The sequence below is a fragment of the Microbispora sp. NBRC 16548 genome (assembly GCF_030268985.1).
GTDB lineage: Bacteria > Actinomycetota > Actinomycetes > Streptosporangiales > Streptosporangiaceae > Microbispora > Microbispora catharanthi.
In genome coordinates, this window is record NZ_BSSF01000001.1 from 687902 (window position 1) to 706435 (window position 18534).

The 18534-nt window shown below is 73.5% G+C and carries 13 protein-coding genes; 10 read left to right on the forward strand and 3 right to left on the reverse strand.

The window, feature by feature from the left end:
• Positions 1-113: 113 nt before the first annotated feature.
• Both QSK36_RS03110 and QSK36_RS03115 read right to left on the reverse strand, forming a co-directional pair.
• Entirely contained in the window at positions 114-1619 is a 1506-nt protein-coding gene (locus tag QSK36_RS03110) for an aldehyde dehydrogenase family protein (protein WP_285781254.1), read from the reverse strand.
• A gap of 38 nt (positions 1620-1657) precedes the next feature.
• Complete coding sequence (locus QSK36_RS03115; protein WP_285781255.1) at positions 1658-4627, reverse strand: helix-turn-helix transcriptional regulator; 2970 nt, start codon at positions 4625-4627, stop codon at positions 1658-1660.
• Between the two features lie 375 nt (positions 4628-5002).
• On the opposite strand from QSK36_RS03115, the gene xynA reads away from it, so the two are divergent.
• Both xynA and QSK36_RS03125 read left to right on the forward strand, forming a co-directional pair.
• Entirely contained in the window at positions 5003-6121 is a 1119-nt protein-coding gene (gene xynA, locus QSK36_RS03120) for an endo-1,4-beta-xylanase XynA (RefSeq protein WP_285781256.1), read from the forward strand.
• 241 nt (positions 6122-6362) lie between these two features.
• Complete coding sequence (locus QSK36_RS03125) at positions 6363-7232, forward strand: fumarylacetoacetate hydrolase family protein (protein ID WP_285781257.1); 870 nt, start codon at positions 6363-6365, stop codon at positions 7230-7232.
• Positions 7233-7301: 69 nt separating this feature from the next.
• On the opposite strand, the gene QSK36_RS03130 is transcribed toward QSK36_RS03125, so the two are convergent.
• Positions 7302-7847, reverse strand: coding sequence for a DinB family protein (locus QSK36_RS03130; protein WP_285781258.1), 546 nt, complete (start codon positions 7845-7847; stop codon positions 7302-7304).
• Between the two features lie 262 nt (positions 7848-8109).
• On the opposite strand from QSK36_RS03130, the gene QSK36_RS03135 reads away from it, so the two are divergent.
• The 8 genes from QSK36_RS03135 (at position 8110) to QSK36_RS03170 (ending at position 18427) form a co-directional block, all read left to right on the forward strand.
• Positions 8110-8823 carry a ubiquinone/menaquinone biosynthesis methyltransferase gene (locus QSK36_RS03135; RefSeq protein WP_285781259.1) on the forward strand — a complete coding sequence of 238 codons (714 nt, stop codon included), beginning with the start codon at positions 8110-8112 and terminating at the stop codon, positions 8821-8823.
• Positions 8824-8989: 166 nt separating this feature from the next.
• Positions 8990-9997, forward strand: a complete 1008-nt coding sequence (locus QSK36_RS03140; RefSeq protein WP_285781260.1) for an SWIM zinc finger family protein — start codon at positions 8990-8992, stop codon at positions 9995-9997.
• Positions 9994-11379 (forward strand): DUF5691 domain-containing protein, encoded by a 1386-nt coding sequence (locus QSK36_RS03145; protein ID WP_285781261.1) that lies wholly within the window; start codon positions 9994-9996, stop codon positions 11377-11379. The genes QSK36_RS03140 and QSK36_RS03145 overlap by 4 nt, the downstream gene beginning before the upstream one ends.
• Entirely contained in the window at positions 11376-12443 is a 1068-nt protein-coding gene (locus QSK36_RS03150) for an ATP-binding protein (protein WP_139574852.1), read from the forward strand. Before QSK36_RS03145 ends, QSK36_RS03150 begins: the two co-directional genes overlap by 4 nt.
• A gap of 85 nt (positions 12444-12528) precedes the next feature.
• Positions 12529-14805 (forward strand): DUF5682 family protein, encoded by a 2277-nt coding sequence (locus QSK36_RS03155; RefSeq protein ID WP_285781262.1) that lies wholly within the window; start codon positions 12529-12531, stop codon positions 14803-14805.
• Positions 14805-15938, forward strand: a complete 1134-nt coding sequence (locus QSK36_RS03160; protein ID WP_285781447.1) for a VWA domain-containing protein — start codon at positions 14805-14807, stop codon at positions 15936-15938. Before QSK36_RS03155 ends, QSK36_RS03160 begins: the two co-directional genes overlap by 1 nt.
• Positions 15939-15967: 29 nt before the next feature.
• Positions 15968-17323, forward strand: a complete 1356-nt coding sequence (locus QSK36_RS03165; protein WP_225898028.1) for an MFS transporter — start codon at positions 15968-15970, stop codon at positions 17321-17323.
• A gap of 108 nt (positions 17324-17431) precedes the next feature.
• Positions 17432-18427: an enolase C-terminal domain-like protein gene (locus QSK36_RS03170; RefSeq protein ID WP_183536517.1), complete on the forward strand. Its 996-nt coding sequence runs from the start codon at positions 17432-17434 to the stop codon at positions 18425-18427.
• The last annotated feature ends 107 nt before the right edge of the window (positions 18428-18534 follow it).

Genomic DNA, 18534 nt, shown 5'->3' on the forward strand with positions numbered 1-18534 from the left:
GTCCGGTGTGGTCACCGGGCGGCGTGCCCACGCGTGTCAGGGCCGCGGGTCGCGGGGCGGCGTGCCCACGCGTGCCAGGACAGCGGGTCGCGGGGCGGCGATCGGTCCTCGGGTCAGAGCCGGAAGCCCAGGTCGGGCGTGATCTCGGCCACGTCCATCTGGGCCTTCTGCAGGCGGCCCGAGTAGTCCCAGTTCATCGCCTGCCAGCGGGTGAACTGGTCGAGCACCCACATGCCGCTCTGCCTGCTGCCGTTGCCCGACTTGCCGTTCCCGCCGAACGGCAGGTGGGCCTCCGCGCCGGAGGTGGAGTTGTTGACGCTGACCATGCCGGCCGACACGCCCTCGCGGAACCGGAACACCGCCTTCGGGTCGGTGGTGTAGATGGACGACGACAGGCCGTATCCCGGCCGGTTGGCCAGGGCGATCGCCTCGTCGAGGGTGGAGAACGTCGTCACGCCCACGATCGGGCCGAACGTCTCCTCCAGGAACAGCCGGTCGTCGGGGCGGACGCCGTCCACCACCACGGGGTGGTAGTAGAGGCCCTCGCCGTCCATGCGGCCGACCGGGCCCGGCAGCACGGTGTGGTGCGGCTGGATCCAGCCCAGGTACTCCTCGTATCGCTCGGCGAACTTGTGGTCGAGCAGCGGGCCGTACAGCACGTCGCCGTTCGGGTCGCCGATCTTCGCGTCGCGCACGGCGGCGGTGAACCGGCGCAGGAACTCGTCGTGGACGTCCTCGTGGACGATGACCGTGCCGAGGGAGGTGCACCGCTGACCGGCGGTGCCGAAGCCGGAGAACAGGGCGCCCTCGGCGGCGAGGTCGAGATCGGCGTCCGGCATGACCACCATCGGGTTCTTGCCGCCGAGCTCCAGACAGGGTGACTGCAGGTGCCGGCCGCACAGCTCGCCGACGGCCCGGCCGACCGCGCTCGATCCGGTGAAACCGACCTTCTGCACGGTGCCCTCGCCGAGCGCGCGATCTAGGCCCTCGTACGTCTGGCCGCCGTCGGCGAAGACGAGGTTGAGCACGCCGTCGGGCAGTCCGGCCGCCGCGAAGAGCCGGTAGAGCGCGTGCGCGGAGGCCGCGGCGTACTCCGCGGGCTTCCACACCACCGCGTTGCCGCACAGCAGCGCCGGAACCAGATACCACGAGGGGACGGCCACCGGGAAGTTGCCCGCCGTCACGACCGCCGCCACGCCGACCGGGACGCGGAAGGTGAACAGGCTCTTGTCGGGCATCTCCGACGGCACGGTCTGCCCATAGAGACGGCGGCCCTCGCCGAGGAAGAAGTCGCAGGTGTCCACGATCTCGCGGACCTCGCCCAGCGCCTCGGCGTACGGCTTGCCGATCTCCTCGGTCACCAGCCGGGCCAGCGCCTCGGTGTTGGCCTCGACCAGGCGGCCGATCGACGCGATCACCCGTCCGCGCACCGGCGCGGGGACGCGCGCCCACTCCCGCTGGGCCACCGACGCGGCGCGGCAGGCGCCGGCGAAGTCGTCCGCGCCGGCGAGCAGGATGGTCGCCACCGTCTCCGAAGGCCGCGCCGGGTTCACGGACTCGTACGGCGTGCCCGAAGAGAGCTCCTCACCCGCGACGACGGAAACGATCTGCAGAGCCACCGCTGACCTCCGGAATTGTTGCTGGTGCCGAGCCTCGATTACACAGTATTTCCGTCCGCGGCGCCCGGCGACAGCCCCTCCTGCAGGGCGACGGCGGCGGCCTGGGTGCGGCTGGTCACGCCGAGCTTGGCCAGGATGTTCGAGACGTGCACGCTGACCGTCTTCTGCGAGATGAACAGCCGCGCGCCGATCTCCCGGTTGGCCAGGCCGTCCGCGACGTGGGCCAGCACCTCCCGCTCGCGCGCGGTGAGCGCGGACAGCCGACCCGGCTCCCGTGCCACCTTCGGCGGCTCACCGGCGGCGATCTCCTGTGCGTCGCCGTCGTGGGCGGCGGGGGAGGCCGTGGGAATGGCCGCCGTCGGGTCGGGGAATCCGGCCCGCGTCCCGACCGCCCTGAGCGTCTCGAGAAAGGGCCGGGCTCCCAGCGCGGCGGCTACGTGCACCGCGCGCTCCCACTCGGCGCGGGCCGCCGCGCGGTCACCCGTCCGAAGCAGGCTCTCGGCCAGGCGCCACCGCGACCGCGCCTCCTCGTAGACGAAGCCGAAGCCGAAGGCCGCGGTGGCGCGCCGCCAGACCTCCGGATCCTCCGTGCCGTGAGCGCGGTGCCACTCGGCCTCCGCCCGGGCCAGCCAGGCGACCCCTTCCGGCCCCAGCCGGCCGCGCGGGCCGTTCGGCCCGTTCTCCGCCGCCCACCGCGCCCGGCGCAGCAGGTCGTCGCAGGGCTCGCCGGTCCTGCCGAGGTCGGCCAGCGCCCACAGGCCGGTGGCCGCGATGCGGATCAAACTGGGATCGAACGGCTCGAGCGCCGCGACGATCGCGTCGACGTGGTCGAGCGCGGTCTGCGGGTCGCCGCGCCACAGCGCCTGCTCGGCCGCCATGCCGCGCGCCATGTAGCCGATCAGCGCGTCCGACCAGAAGCGGGACAGCCACCGCAGTCTCTCGTCGGCGCCCGGGCGCCCCCGGCCCACCTCGGCGAAGAGTGCGAACGACGACAGCTGGGCCTCGGCCCTGGTGCCGACCCTGACACCGAACCCTCCCGCCAGCCGCTCCGCGGCGTCCCAGTCGCCGTCGGCGTAGTGCACCAGGTAGTGCAGGAAACGCAGGTCGGTGCCGAACGTGCTCCAGGTGAGCCCGGTCTCCCCGGCGAGCCGTACGCCGTCCTCGGTGATGCGGGCGGCCACCGCGAGGGCGCCGTTCTCGTAATGGATGCGGGCGAGGTTGAAGCGCGCCCGCAGGTCGATGGACAGGTCGCCCGAGGGGCGGCGGGTGGCGCGGGTGAGCAGGTCGACGGCGTGCTCGACGCTGCTCCCGAACTCCTCCTCGATCAGGGCGAGCGAGACGAGGGCGCTGACCTCCGCGTCGTGGGCGCCGGTCGCCTCCGCGACCTCCAGCGCCCTGGACGCCGTCGCCGCCGCCTCCTCGTCGTGGTACTGCCTGAAGAGGGCGCGGGCGTAGGTGGCCAGGGCCCTGGCCAGCAGCGGGCTGTGCGGTGCGATGTCCACCGCCTCCCGGGCGGCCGCGATCGCCTCGGCCTCGTCGCCGCCCGCGTCCGCCAGATAGTAGGACAGCCGCTCGCCGGTCTCCGCGATCAGGACCGGGTCGCTCGCCTCGCGGCGCAGCCGCCGCACCTGTTCCGCCGCCCGGTGGTAGTCGCCGGCCGCGGCCGCCGCCGCGGCGCTGGCCAGCGCGATCCTCGCCCTGTTCTCCCCGGCCAGCCGTTCGGCCTCCGGCACCTGGTCCCAGACCTCGAGCGCCCGCTCGAAGTGCCGGTGCGCCTCCGCCGGCGCGCCGAGCCCGGCGGCCAGCCGCCCGGCCTCCACCGACGCCCGCAGCGCGCCCGGCAGATCGTGTCCGGCGAGATGGTGATGGGCCAGCTCGGCGGGGGCGCCGCCGCGTTCGGCGAGCAGGGCGGCGAACGCGGTGTGCAGGCGGGTCCGCTCGCCCGGCAGCAGGTCGTCGTAGACGGCCTCCTGGAGGAGCGCGTGCCGGAACGTGTAACCGTCGCTGCCCGCCGTGAGCAGCCGCTGCGAGACGATCTCGCGCAGCGCGTCCTCCAGCGGCAGGTCGCCGAGCCCGGTCGCGTCGCGCAGCAGGTCGTGGCCGACCCGGCGGCCGGCCACCGCGGCGACCCGCAGCACCTGACGGGCGGTCTCCGACAGGGTTTCCACCCGGGCGAGCAGCAGGTCGGCCAGCGTTCCTGGCAGCCGAGCCCGTTCGGCGCCGGCCGCCAGGAGTTCCTCGGCGAAGAACGGGTTGCCCCCGGCGCGCTCGATAACGGTCGTCAGGCCGTGTCCCGCCACCGGGCCCGCGGGGCCCTCGCCGTACCGGTCGAGGACGGCGAGATACTCCGCCATCTCGTCGTCGCCGAGCGGCGGCAGCTCGACGGAGGTGACCAGCGGCAGCCGCCGCAGCTCGGCCAGGACCGGACGCAGCGGGTGGCGGCGGTGGAGGTCGTCCGTGCGGTAGGTGCCGACGAGGCAGACCCGCTCGCGCTGCAGCATGCGGGTGAGGAAGACGAGCAGGTCCCGGGTCGAGCGGTCGGCCCAGTGCAGGTCCTCGAACACGAACAGGACCGGCTGCCGTCCGGCCACCTCCGACAGCATGTCGAGCACCGACCCGAACAGGCGCTGCTGGGCGAGCCCCCCGGTGGTCCCCTCCGCCGGGCCCGCCTCGTCGCCGGGCAGCAGCCGCCGCAGCGCGGGACGGGCCGTGACGGCCGGACCGACCGGCCCCTCGGCGTCGGCGGCGGCGCCGCGCAGGGCGTCCGCGAGCGGCAGGTAGGGCAGGGCGTCGCCGAGCTCGGCGCACTGGCCGGTGAGCGTCACGAAGCCCCGCCGCTGCGCGAGGTCGGACAGTTCGGTGACGATCCGGGTCTTGCCGATCCCCGCGTCGCCGCCCACCAGGGCGACCCCCGCGAGCCCGGCCGCGGCGGCGTCGAGCACGCCCACGAGCCGATCGAGCTCTGCGGAACGCCCGATCAGCACCCTTTGGGGCGTACGCGCAACCACGCAGGTGAGTATGACACGCGACCCCGACAGAACCGGTCCCGCGCTTCCGCCCACCCGGCCTCGCACGCCGCCGCATCCGGCCCGAAGCGTCATCCGAAAGGCTGCTGAACTTTTCAGCGTCCGCCGAACCGTCCGTCGAGCGGTTCGATCGCATCGTCATACCTTCCACCAGGCTGAATGCTTCCCCTCGTGCGATGCCGGGTGGATGTACTTTTCCGGATCATTTCGGGTGACGTTGACGACTCGGCGAGGGGGTCCGATACTTTCGCCACTACGCCGATACTTTCGGAATCGCGGCGCCGGCGCGGTGGCCGTCACTTCGGCCGCCCCAGCCCACGGTGCCTGTCCCCTCAGCCTCACGAGGAGGAAGCGCGCATGATCGACGCTCCCGTTCACTGGTCAGGCCGCAGACGCGGCCGCGTCAGGATGCTCGTCGTCCGTGTCTGCGCCGTGGCGCTGGCCGCGGCCGTGGCGCTGCTGCCCGGCGTCGCCCACGCCGCTGTCACGACGAACCAGACGGGCACCAACAACGGATACTTCTTCTCCTTCTGGACCGACAGCCAGGGCACGGTCTCCATGGATCTGGGGTCCGGCGGAAACTACAGCACCTCCTGGCGCAACACAGGCAACTTCGTCGCCGGCAAGGGCTGGATGCCCGGCGGACGCAGGACCGTGAACTACTCGGGCAGCTTCAACCCGTCCGGTAACGCCTACCTGTCGCTGTACGGGTGGACCAGGAACCCGCTGGTGGAGTACTACATCGTCGACAACTGGGGCACCTACCGGCCCACCGGAACGTACAAGGGCACCGTCACCACCGACGGCGGCACCTACGACATCTACGAGACCACCCGCTACAACGCGCCCTCCATCGACGGCAACCAGACCTTCAACCAGTACTGGAGCGTCCGGCAGCAGAAGCGGACCGGCGGGAGCATCACCACCGGTAACCACTTCGACGCCTGGGCCCGTTACGGCATGAACCTGGGCAGCCACGACTACCAGATCCTCGCGACCGAGGGCTACCAAAGCAGCGGCAACTCCAACATCACGATCGGCGGCTCCAGCTCCACCGGCGGCCCCACCGCCTCTCCGAGCAACCCGCCGTCCGGTGGCGGTGGCCAGATCAAGAACGTCGCCGCCGGCCGCTGCCTCGACGTGCCGAACGCCAGCACCAGCGACGGCACCCAGGTGCAGCTGTGGGACTGCAACGGTCAGAGCAACCAGCAGTGGAGCTACACCTCCGCCCAGGAGCTGCGGGTCTACGGCAACAAGTGCCTGGACGCCGCGAACACCGGCAACGGCGCCAAGGTCCAGATCTACAGCTGCTGGGGTGGCGACAACCAGAAGTGGCGCCTCAACTCGGACGGGACCATCGTCGGGGTCCAGTCGAACCTGTGCCTCGACGCCGTCGGCGCGGGCACGAGCAACGGCACCCAGATCCAGCTCTACTCCTGCTGGGGCGGCAACAACCAGAAATGGACGCGGAGCTGACGCCCGGAGCCGCGATCCCCGCCTGATGATCCTTTCCTTCCGGTGAGGAGGCTCCGGTGCGGCGGCATCCGCCGCACCGGAGCCTTTCCTCCTGATGGGCCATCCCGTGCCGATCCCGGTGGAGGGCTCTGAGAACCGCCCGCCCGGGAGCGGGGCCTTCCCTCCCGGGCCGGGTCCTACCACGATGGGCCGCAGCAGTTGCCGATGAGAAACAGTCGTCGACTCGTGAAGGCACATACTGATGCGACTTGTTCGTGGTTACCTCGCCGGTGATGCCGGCGCCTCGGGCCCCGCGCGCTGGGCCGTCCGTGACGAGGAGGGCGACCGCCTGCTTCCCGAGGACTTCTCACTCGGGGAGGCGCTCTCGTCCGGCCTCGGCCACTTCCGCCGATCCCTCGCGGCGGCGACCGGTGAGGCCGTGACGCTGGCTGCGCTCGCGGCCCCCGTGGACCACTGGACGGAGGTCTGGGCCGCGGGGGTCACCTACCGTAGATCGCGGGAGGCGCGCAGAGAGGAGAGCCGCGCCCCCGACGTCTACGAGATGGTGTACGACGCTCCCCGCCCCGAGCTGTTCTTCAAGTCGCTCGGCTGGCGGGTGCGCGGGCATGGGCAGACGATCGCCGTACGGCCCGACTCGTCCTGGGACGTCCCGGAGCCGGAGCTGGCCGTGGTCGTCTGCGCCAACGGGGAGATCGCCGGTTACACCATATGCGACGACGTGAGCTCCCGTTCCATCGAGGGCGAGAACCCGCTGTACCTCCCGCAGGCGAAGGTCTACCTCGGCGGAACCGCGCTGGGGCCTGGCATCCGCCCCGCCTGGGAGGTGCCGGACCCCTACGCCCTCGGCATCCGTCTCGGCATCTCGCGCGACTCCCGGGAGATCTGGACGGGCTCGGCGAGCACCGGCCTGCTCCACCGGCGGATCGACGATCTCGTCGAACACCTCCTGCGCGCCGACCGCTATCCGTACGGGGTGGTCCTGGCCACCGGCACCTGCCTCGTGCCCGAGTCGGACTTCACGCTGACGCCGGGCGACGAGGTGCGCATCGAGATCGACGGTCTGGGCCGCCTCGTCACCCCGGTGGGCGTGGTCACGGACATCGACCCCTGATCGGGAGAGCCGGCCGGCTCGGCGTTCACCGGTCGCGGGCGATCGCCGGGGACCGCCCGGCTCATGTCCTCATTGGCCGGTGGCGCCGTCGATCCGCTCGCGGAGCAGGTCGGCGTGCCCGTTGTGGCGCGCGTACTCGGCGATCATGCCGACCAGGACGCGGCGCAGCGAGACCGGCTGTCCGGTGGCGCGGTGGACACCGGTCTCGTCCAGTGAGCGGGCGGCGGCGACGATCTCGCGGGAGCGCGCGCACTCCGCCCGCCACACGGCGAACGCCTCCTCGACGTCTCCGTCCAGATCCTCGAAGTCCTGGTCGGGGTCGTCGTCGGAGTAATAAAGGAGCGGGACGTCCTCACCGGCGAACTGGATGCGGAACCACCACCGCTCCACGCCCCCGAGGTGCCGGAGGATCCCGTGGAGGCTGAGCCCGGACGGCGGCACCCCCTTGTCCGACAGCCGATCCTTCGGGATGCCCGAGCACTTCAGCGCGAACGTCTCGCGGTGCCAGTCGAGGAAGGCCGTGAGGATCTCCCGCTCGTCGCCGACGAGGGGAAGGGAGGACCGGGAATCGTCGTCCCACTTCTTCGAGTAGTTGGCCTCGGGTATCTCGCTCATGGACCCGACCCTGCCAGACGTCGCCGACATTTCCGCCCGCGCGCCGGACACCCGAGGCGCACCAGGCCGTCGGGAACCTGCGGCCGGGAACCTGCCGCCGGGAATCTGCGCGGGGAACCTGCCCCCGGACGTCTGCCGGCGACGAGAAACCGGGTGTCCAGGAAGCCCGAGGATCCGTGCGAGGTGCGTGATCCCCCGTGCGGGGGAGGAGGACGGGTGGTGACTTCGGCAAAGTGGCAGGGTGAATGAGGAGCCACGACAGATGTCATCGCATGACCGGCGGTCGCCCAAGGGTCGAGAGGTCCAGCGGACGTTCGACAAAGTCATCGACCACTACGACCGGATGAATCGCCTCATGACAGTGGGACGGCATGCCGCCTGGTGTCGTGACGTCGCGGCGAGCGCGGGGGTCCCCCCAGGTGGAAGCCTGCTCGACATCGCCACCGGAACCGGTGTCATCGCTCTTGCGGCACTGGAGAGGTATCCGGACTCGGCCGTCTTCGCCGTCGATTTCTCGGAGCGGATGCTGGCGGAGGCGGCGAACAAGCCGGGGGCGTCCGCCATCACATGGCAGCATGCGGATGCGAACGATCTGCCCTTCGATGACGAGTCATTTGATGCCGTCACGCATGGTTACCTCCTCCGCAACGTCGATGATGTCGAGCGCGTACTCGAAGAGCAGCACCGGGTGCTCAAACCCGCAGGCCGGGTCGTCATTCTGGAAACCTGCCGACCACGAGGGCTGCTCCGATACCCGGTGAGCCTGGGTGTTCGGGTGGTGATCCCCCTTCTCGGCCAGATGGTCGCGCGCGATCGTGAGTCGTACGCATACCTGCAGAGATCCACGCTGGGATTCATGACCCCGCAGGAGGTCGTCGCGATCCTGCGTCGAGTCGGATTCGTCTCCATAGCTTGGAAGAAGAGGTTCTTCGGCACCCACATGATCATCTCGGCGCGGAAGCGGTGGCCGTCATAAGGCGCCGCTGATCCTCCGGCGCCGGGCGAACCGCCGGATCACCGTGCGCGGCGGGCCCGGGCTCGCCGCAGCGAGGTGTCCGCCGGACACCGTCTCCCCGGACCGTGAACTGGCCCGACTTCGCGAGCGAGCCTAAATGTCGGAGCGCGTGGCTACTGTGCGGCGCGTGGAGGAACGGTGGGGCGGGGCCGCGACCCGGAACACGGGCGACGCCGAGGCGGGCCGCGGCCGGACCGGCGCCGAGGGCGGTGACCGGGCGGCGGCCAGGCGCACCCAGGCAGAGCAACGGGAGAGCAGGGTCGCCGCGGGCCTGTCGGAGCTGGAGCGGTGGCTGGCCGACCAGATCGGGCAGGGGATCGCGCAGGCGCGCCAGACGGGGCCGGCCGACTGGGACGACCTCGCCAGGCGACTGGTCGACGCGCAGGCGCCGGGTGTGGCGGGGACGGTCACCCGGCTCTCGCGGGTGCTCGGCGCCGAGGACTGGCCGGGCCTTCTGCTCGGTGAGTACGCCCTGCTTCATCTGCTCGCGGTCGCCCACCGGCGGGCACCGGCGCTTCCCGAGCCGTTGCGGCAGACCGTGCGGGCGCGGGTCGGCTTCCCTGTCACCAGGGAGTCCGTCCTGGCCACCCCGGCGGTGCCGGACCACTGGGATGTCGTCGGCTGCCGGGACGAGGAGCAGGACCGGCTGGTCGCCCGGCGCGTGTGGCTGGCGGGGCGGACGACGGGCCGCCTGGCGATGGTGCTGTCGTTCGCGCCTGCCGGGCAGCCGCTCGAGTCGTTTCCGCCGCCGGGCACGACGATCGACGCCGACCTGGCCTTCTACCCGGGGGCGTCGCCGCTGCGCGCCCTGGTTGCCGCGCGACGGGGCCTCGTCGACGCGGGGCCGCCCCCGGGGACCAAGGTCTCCCAGGTGCCCGCGCTGATCGCGGAGGTGCTCGCGGCCGACCCCTGGACCGACTCCTGGCCGCTGGTGCTCGACGGAGCCGTCCCCTGCCCGGACGGGCTCGCGGACGACGAGGGGAACGCGCTGCCGCTACATCCGTCCGCGGGCGTCCCGTGGCGGCTGCTGGCCGTCTCCGGCGGGCGGCCGGTGACGGTCGCCGCCGAATGGACGCCGCGCGGGCTGCTCCCGCTGACGGCGTGGAACGAGGACGGCGGGGTGGTGCGGTTATGACGCGGGCCGCTTCCGGCGGATGGGAGACCGGGCGGGTTGCGTGGGAGGAGCTGGTGTCCACCGCGCTGGTCGGTGCCGACCGCCGCGCCGTCCCGCCGGAGAGCCTCCTGGAGCGGGCCGCCGAGCAGGTGGTCCGGATGCGCGCGGGGCGGCGGCCGGGCAGGGGCAGGCCGCCGGCCCCGGCGGCGGCGGAGACGCTGCCACTCGTGCCCGGGGCCGCCGCGGACCGGCTGGCCCGGATGCTCGCGGGTGAGCAGGGCAGGCTGCTGACCGAGTGGCTGGAGACGGCAGCCGCGCGGCGGGTGCGGGTCCCGGCCGAGATGATCCCCGGGCTGCTCGACCTCGGGGCGCGGGACCGGTCGATCCGCGCCTGCCTGGGGGCGGTCGCCGGAGCCCGGGGCCGCTGGCTGGCCGGTCTCAACTCCGCCTGGTCCTACCTGCTGGCGGAGCCGGCGCAGGTGCCGCCCGACGAGGTGTGGGAGCTCGGCACGAGCGGCGACAGGCGTGCCTTCCTGACCGTGTTGCGGCGCCGCGACCCCGCTGCCGCGCGGGAGCTGCTCGAACGCGGCTGGAGCGCGGAGACGCCGGAGGAGCGGGCCGTCTTCGTGACGATCCTCGCCGACGGCCTCGGCATGGCCGACGAGCCGTTCCTGGAGGCGGTGCTCGACGACCGGCGCCGCGAGGTGCGGCAGGCCGCCGCCGACCTCCTCACCCGCCTGCCGCGGTCGCGGCTGGCCCTCCGCATGACCGCACGGGCGCGCCGTTCCGTGACCAGGAACGGCTCCGGGCTCCGGGCGGAGCCGCCGCCGGCCTGCGACGGCGCGATGGAGCGCGACGGCGTCAGGGCGCGGCCACCCGCCGGGATGGAGACGCGGGGCTGGTGGCTGCAGCAGGTGGTGGCGCACACGCCGCTGTCGTTCTGGCCGGGTCACCTCGCCATGCCGCCGGACGAGATCGCCGGGGCCCGGATCGGCGACTGGGAGCGGGAGGTCCGCATGGGCTGGACCAGGGCCGCGATCCTGCAGCGGGACGCGACCTGGGCGCGTGCCCTGTTCGAGGCCGAGCCGCTGACCGACCTGCTGGCCGTGCTCCCGCCGGAGGAGCGGTCCCACCGGGCTGCCGAGCTGGTGGCGGGCCATCCGGTGGACGGCCAGATGGTCATGATGCTGGGCGGCGTGCCGCGGCCGTGGGGGCACCGGCTGGCGAGAGCCGTGCTCAAGAAGATCGTCGAGACCACGCGGACGCAGCCGTGGAACGCCGGCGAGCTGATCCGGCTGGCGGGGGAGCGGTTCGACCCCGCGATGCACGAGCACGCCGGGGAGGTCCCCGAACTGGCCGCGACCCTGCGGTTCCGCTTCGACATGCTCAAGGAGCTTGCATGACCAGCGTTCTGCGCCCGCACGCGGAGGACCAGTTCGCCGACGAGCTGGTGATCCTCGCGAAGACCGACGACCGGCCACGCCCGCCGGGCTGGCGGCTGTCGCCCTGGGCGGTGACGACCTACGTGCTGGGGGACGGTGGCCAGATCACGCCGAAGTACATCGGCCCGCGCAGGATCGTCGAGGTCGCGGTGGCGACGCTCGCCACCGACAGGGCGCTGCTGCTGCTCGGCGTGCCCGGCACGGCCAAGACCTGGCTGTCCGAGCACCTCGCCGCGGCGATCAGCGGCGACTCGACCCTGCTCGTGCAGGGCACGGCCGGCACGGCGGAGGAGGCCGTCCGCTATGGGTGGAACTACGCGCGGCTGCTGTCGGAGGGCCCTTCTCACGGGGCGCTGACGCCGAGCCCGATCATGCGCGCGATGGCGGAGGGACGGCTGGCCCGGGTCGAGGAGCTCACCCGCATGCCGTCCGACGTCCAGGACGCCCTGATCACCGTGTTGTCGGAGAAGACGCTGCCGATCCCTGAGCTGGGGGAGGAGGTGCAGGCGGCCAAGGGCTTCAACGTCATCGCCACCGCCAACGACCGCGACCGCGGGGTCAACGACCTGTCGAGCGCGCTGCGCAGGCGGTTCAACACCGTCGTGCTGCCGGTCCCCGCCACCACGGAGGAGGAGGTCGGCATCGTGGCCCGCCGCGTGGCGCAGCTCGGCCGCTCCCTGGAGCTGCCCGAGACCGTGACCGGGCTGGAGGAGATCCGCCGCGTGGTGACGGTCTTCCGGGAGCTGCGCGCGGGCGTGACCTCCGACGGGCGGACCAAGGTCAAGTCGCCCAGCGGCACGCTCAGCACGGCGGAGGCCATCTCGGTCGTCACCAACGGCATCGTGCTCGCCGCCCACTTCGGGGACGGCGTGCTGCGCCCGGCCGACGTCGCGGGCGGCATCCTGGGGGCGGTGGTCCAGGACCCGGTGTCCGACCGCGTGGTCTGGCAGGAGTACCTGGAGACGGTCGTCCGCGACCGCGACGACTGGCGCGACTTCTACCGGGCCTGCCGCGATGCCGGCTGAGATCGCCGCCGGCGCCTCGTCCGGGCCGGGGGCGCCGGTGCCGGAGGTGTCGGTGCCTGGTTCGTCTGTGCCGCCGGGTTCGTCTGTGCCGCGTTTGTCGGTGCTGGGGGTGCGGCACCACGGGCCGGGGTCGGCCAGGGCCGTGCGTGACGAGCTGAACAGGATCAGGCCCGATCTGGTGCTCGTCGAGGGCCCGCCCGAAGCCGACGGCCTGGTGGCGCTCGCCGCCGATCCCGGCATGCGCCCGCCCGTCGCGCTGCTGGCGTACGTGCCGGGGGAGCCGTCGCGGGCCGCCTTCTGGCCGTTCGCGGAGTTCTCGCCGGAGTGGCAGGCGATCGCCTACGCCGCCCGGGCGGGCGTCGAGGCACGCTTCTGCGACCTGCCCGCCGCGCACGGTCTCGCGCTCGACGCCGACCCCGTACGCCGCGATCCCATCGGCGAACTCGCCCGCGCGGCGGGGTACGACGACCCGGAGCGGTGGTGGGAGGACCTGGTCGAGCACCGGGGCGAGGCCGGGACGCTCGACGTGGTCACCGAGGCGATGCGGGCCGTGCGCGAGGGGCACGTCGCGGAAGGCGCCGAGGCCCGGCGCGAGGCGTACATGCGCAGGACGCTGCGGAAGGCGGCGCGAGAGGGCTTCGCCCGGATCGCGGTGGTCTGCGGGGCCTGGCACCTGCCCGCGCTGACCCCGCCCGCGCTGTCCCTGCCCGCGCTGTCCCCGCCCGCGCTGTCCCCGCCCGGAGGCCGCGCCCGCGGGAGCGGCCTGCCCGACGGGTCCGGCCCGGACGCGCCGGACGGGCCCCGCCGGCTGCCCTCCCCGGCCGAGGACGAGCGGCTGCTGCGCGGTCTGCCCAAGGTCAGGATCGAGATGACGTGGGTGCCGTGGACCCACGGACGGCTCGCCGCGGGGGCGGGCTACGGCGCGGGCGTGGCCGCGCCCGGGTGGTACGAGCACCTGTTCACGGCGCCCGACCGCCCCGTGGAGCGCTGGCTCGCCCGCGCCGCCGCGATCCTGCGGGAGGAGGACCTGCCCGTCTCCTCCGCGCACGTCATCGAAGCCGTACGGCTGGCCGAGGGACTGGCGGCGCTGCGCGGCAGGCCGCTCGCCGGGCTGTCGGAGGTCACCGAGGCGGTCAGGGCGGTGCTGTGCGGCGGCGACGAGCTGCCGGTCGAGCTGGTGCAGCGGCGGATGGTCGTGGGGGAGCGGCTCGGGCGGGTGCCGGACGCCACGCCGATGGTGCCGCTGCGGCGGGACCTGCGCGACGAGCAGCGGCGGCTGCGCATGAAGCCCGAGGCCGTGTCCGGGGAGCACGACCTCGACCTGCGCAGGCCGCTCGACCTCGGCCGAAGCCGGCTGTTGCACCGGCTCGCCCTGCTGGACGTGCCCTGGGGGACGCCACGGCGGGCCCGGAGCAAGGGGACGTTCAAGGAGTCCTGGTCGCTGGAGTGGCGTCCGGAGCTCGACGTGGCCCTGATCGAGGCCGCCGTGTGGGGGATCACGGTCGAGGCGGCGGCGACGGCCCGCGTCCGCGACCTCGCGGGCGGCGCGGGCCTGCCCGAGCTGTCCGCGCTGGTCGAGCGCTGCCTGCTCGCCCACCTGCCGGACGCGCTGCCGTACGTCCTGGGGCGGATCGAGGACCGGGCGGCGCTCGACGGCGAGGTGCGCCATCTCATGGGGGCGCTGCCCGCGCTCGTGCGGGCCCGCCGGTACGGGGACGTGCGCGGCACCGAGGGGCTCGCGGGCGTCACCGAGTCGATGCTCGCGCGGATCTGCGCCGGGCTGTCTCCCGCCCTCACGGGACTGGACGAGGACGCGGCCCGCGAGATGGCGGCGCTGATGGACGGCGTCCACACCGCGGCCGGGTTGATGGGGAGCGGCCGGTGGCTCGCGACGCTGACCGGGATCGCCCGGCGCGGCGACCTGCCGGGGCTGCTCGACGGCCGGATCGTGCGGATCCTGTTCGACGCCGATGCGCTGGGGGACGACGTGGCCGCCCGCATGGCGCGGTCGATGTCGCCCGGCAACCCCCCGGCCCGGTCGGCGGCCTGGATGGAGGGCTTCCTGTCCGGGGGCGGCCTGCTGCTCGTCCACGACCCGCGCCTGCTCGCCACCGTTGACGCCTGGCTCACCGGCCTGTCACCCGAGGCGTTCGTGGACGTGCTGCCGTTGCTGCGGCGCACGTTCGGCGCGTTCCCGGCGCCGGAGCGGCGGATGATCGGCGGGCGGGTCCGCTCCGGCGCCGCGCTGCGTCCCGGTTCGCCGGGCGGCGACGAGGGGGCGGACTACGACGACGGGCTGGCGGCGGGAGCCGTGCGGACCGTGCGCGACATCCTGGGACGCGGGACGGGCGGGAGGCCATGATGGGCGGCGAGGACGAGCGGCTGCGCCGCTGGCGGCTGGTGCTGGGCGGCGCGGCGGAGGGGACGCTGGAGGGAGCGGACGCCCGGATGGACGCCGCCCTCACGGCCCTCTACGACGGGCAGGAACGGCGCGGCGCCGGCCTCGGCGCGTCCGCGCCGCGGGTGGCCCGATGGCTGGGGGACATCAGGGAGTACTTCCCCGCAGGCGTCGTGCAGGTCATGCAGAAGGACGCCATCGAGCGGCTCGACCTGACCCGGCTGCTGCTGGAGCCCGAGATGCTGGAGGCCGTCGAGCCCGACGTGCACCTGGTGGGCACGCTGCTGTCGCTGAGCCGGCTGATGCCGGAGCGGGCCCGCGAGTCGGCCAGGGCCGTCGTGCGCACGGTCGTGCGGGAGCTGGAGGCGCGGCTCACGCGGCGCACCCTGACGGCCGTCGGCGGCGCGCTCGACCGCTCGGCCAGGACCCACCGGCCCAGGAGGGCGGCCGAGGTCGACTGGAACCGTACGATCCGGGCGAACCTGCGCAACTACCTTCCCGAGCGGAAGACCGTCGTGCCGTCCCGGCTGGTCGGGTACGCCCGTGGGCAGCGGGCCGTCCAGCGGGAGGTCGTGCTGGCCGTCGACCAGAGCGGCTCGATGGCCGCCTCGGTGGTGTACGCGGGCGTCTTCGCCGCGGTGCTCGCCTCGATGCGTTCGCTCAAGACCTCGTTCGTGGCCTTCGACACGGCCGTGGCCGACCTGACCGACCGGCTGCGCGACCCCGTCGAGGTGCTGTTCGGCACCCAGCTCGGCGGCGGCACCGACATCAACCGGGCGGTGGCCTACTGCCAGAACCTCGTCTCCCGGCCGGCCGACACGATCTTCCTGCTGGTCAGCGACCTGTACGAGGGCGGGCCGCGGGAGGAGATGCTCCGCAGGATCGCCGCCATGACCGCCGCCGGGGTCCAGGTGATCGTGCTGCTCGCACTGTCGGACGAGGGGGCGCCGCAGTACGACCACGACAACGCGGCGGCGCTGGCCGCGATGGGCGTGCCGGCCTTCGCCTGCACACCGGACGCCTTTCCCGGCCTCATGGCGGCCGCCATCGAGCGCCGGTCCTACGACCAAGGTCGCATTTTCGCGTCGGGACGGTGATTTGTAATGTCCGTATCATGTCTTCGGTAATGACCGCCCCAGCAGCCGTCTTCAGTCAGCGCTACCGTGCCCTGAGCGTCGGGATCGTGGCCCTGGTGATGCTCGTGGCGTTCGAGTATCTGGCGGTGGCCACCGCGATGCCCTTGATCGGCCGGGAGCTGAACGGCTACCACCTGTACGGCCTCGCCTTCAGCGGCGGCATGGCGGCCAACGTCATCGCCACGGTGGTCGGCGGGCGCTGGAGCGACGCACGGGGGCCGTTCCCCGCCTTGTGGACGGGAGTGGCGGGATTCGTCGCCGGGCTGGCCGTCTCCGGGTTCGCGCCCGCCATGGAGGTCTTCCTCGTCGGGCGCTTCCTCCAGGGACTCGGCGGCGGCCTGTTCAACGTGGCGCTGTACGTCCTCGTCGCCCAGGCGTACCCCTCCGCCATGCACCCGCGGGTGTTCTCCGCGCTGGCCGCGGCGTGGGTGCTGCCGTCCGTGGTCGGCCCGGCCGTCACCGGCTTCGTGGCGGAGACCTGGAACTGGCGCTTGATCTTCCTGGGTGTGGCGGTGCTGTCGGTCCCCGCCGCGCTGATCATGTGGCGGGGACTGCCCGCCACGGGCGGGCAGCCGAGGGAGGCGATGGGCCGGGCCTTCCTGCCCCGGTTCGCCTGGGGCGTGTGCGCCGCGATCGGCGCGGCCCTGCTGCAGTACGGCAGCGGCGCGGCGGGTGCGGGGATCGTCCTGGCGGTCGCCGGAGTGGCCGTCCTCGCGCTGGCGTTGCCGAAACTGCTGCCCAAGGGGACGCTGCGGGCGGCCCGCGGGCTACCCACCGTGATCGCGCTGCGCGGCCTGGCGGCCGGATCGTTCTTCGCCGCCGAGGTGTTCGTCCCGCTGATGCTGGTGCAGGAGCGGGACCTGAACACGGCCGAGGCCGGGCTCGCGCTCACCGGAGGGGCCCTCGCCTGGTCGCTCGGCTCGTGGATCCAGGGCCGCAGGCCCCACGCGCGGGCGCTGACCATCCGCCTCGGCGCGACGCTGATCGCCGTCGGCATCTGCGTCACCGCTCTGATCGTCATCCCCGCCACGCCGGCAGCCGTGGTCTTCGCGGGCTGGGTGGTGGCGGGCCTGGGCATCGGAATGGTCTTCCCGACGTTGTCGGTGCTGGTGCTGGAGTTGTCCGCGCCGGGGGAGGAGGGCCGCAACAGCTCGTCGCTGAGCATCGGCGAGTCGGTCTTCTCCGTCGTCGCCGTCGCGATCACGGGGGCCGTGTTCGCCGCGTACGGGGGCCGGCCGTGGGTCTACGTGACGTGCCTGGGCCTGCTCGTCGTCATGGCGGGCACGGCCACTCTCGTCGGCGGCCGTTTCGAGCACCGCCGCGAAGCGGGCACCATGGAGGTCTAGGGAATCCCGGGAATCCCGCCGTGGAGCAGGCCGGCCGGACGCAGCGCACCCGAGGCGCCGCCGGGACGGCCTTCGGCGGGATCCGGGGGAAGAAGCGAGGGGATCCGAGTGCCGCGTGTCCGGGAGCTGGAGGTCTTCAGGATGACCCTGCCGTACGGCAGGCGTCCGGAGACCGTCCTGATAAAGATCACGGACTACGGCGGCATGGTCGGCTGGGGCGAGGCCGTCGATCCCGCCGAGGCCGGCCCGCTCGAGCGGGGCCTGCCCGCGCTCGTCGGCCTCGACTGGGAGCACCCCGCGGAGCTGGGGGAGATCCCCGGCGGCGCGGCCGGTGACATGGCCTGCTGGGACCTGTGGGGCCGCATGAACGGCGTCCCGCTCTCCCACGCCCTCGGCGGCAGCCGCACGTCGCTGATCGCGACCGTCAGGCTGGCGGCGGACCGGTCCCTGGAGAGCATGGTCGCCCGGGTGAACCGGCACGTCTGCGCGGGCTACGGCCACGTGACGCTGGACGTCCACCCCGGCTGGGACGTCGAGCCGCTGCGCGCCGTCCGCGCCGCCTATCCCGGCCTGGCCATCGCGGTGGACGGGCGCGGCGCCTACACGGAGATCGCGCAGCTGGAGGCGCTGGACGCCTACGGGGTGGTGGCCATCGAACGCCCCTTCAAGGACCTGCTGACCAGCGCCGACCTGCAGGACCGGGTGTCCGCCGCGGTCGCGGTCGAGGTGACCTCCGTGTCCGACCTCGACGAGGCGGTGAGCCTCAAAGCGGGCCGGGCGCTGCTGCTGCGCCCCGCGAAGTTCGGCTCGCTCGGCGCCGTACGGCTCGCGCACGACCGCGCGGTGGAGGCCGGGTGGGACATCGTCTGCGCCGGCGGCCTCGGCGCGGGGCTGGCTCGGGCCGCGACGGTCGCCGTCGCCAGCCTGCCCGGCTGCTCCCTGCCCAGCGACGTGGCCGAGCCGCCGCGAAGCGCCCAGGTGGTGCTCCCGCCGGTCGGCGCGTCCGGCGGGGTCGTCGCCGTGCCGCTCACCCAGCCCGGTCTCGGGCACACGGTGGACGAGGACCGGGTGCGCCGCATGGCCCGCGAGTCGTTCCGCGTCTGACGGCGACGACGCACTCATCGCACGGGTGACCTCGCAGGAACCCGCCTTTCATCGTTCACGCGGCCGGCTTCGGCGAGGAGAACCCCGCCGCGGCCGTCGAGAAGAGA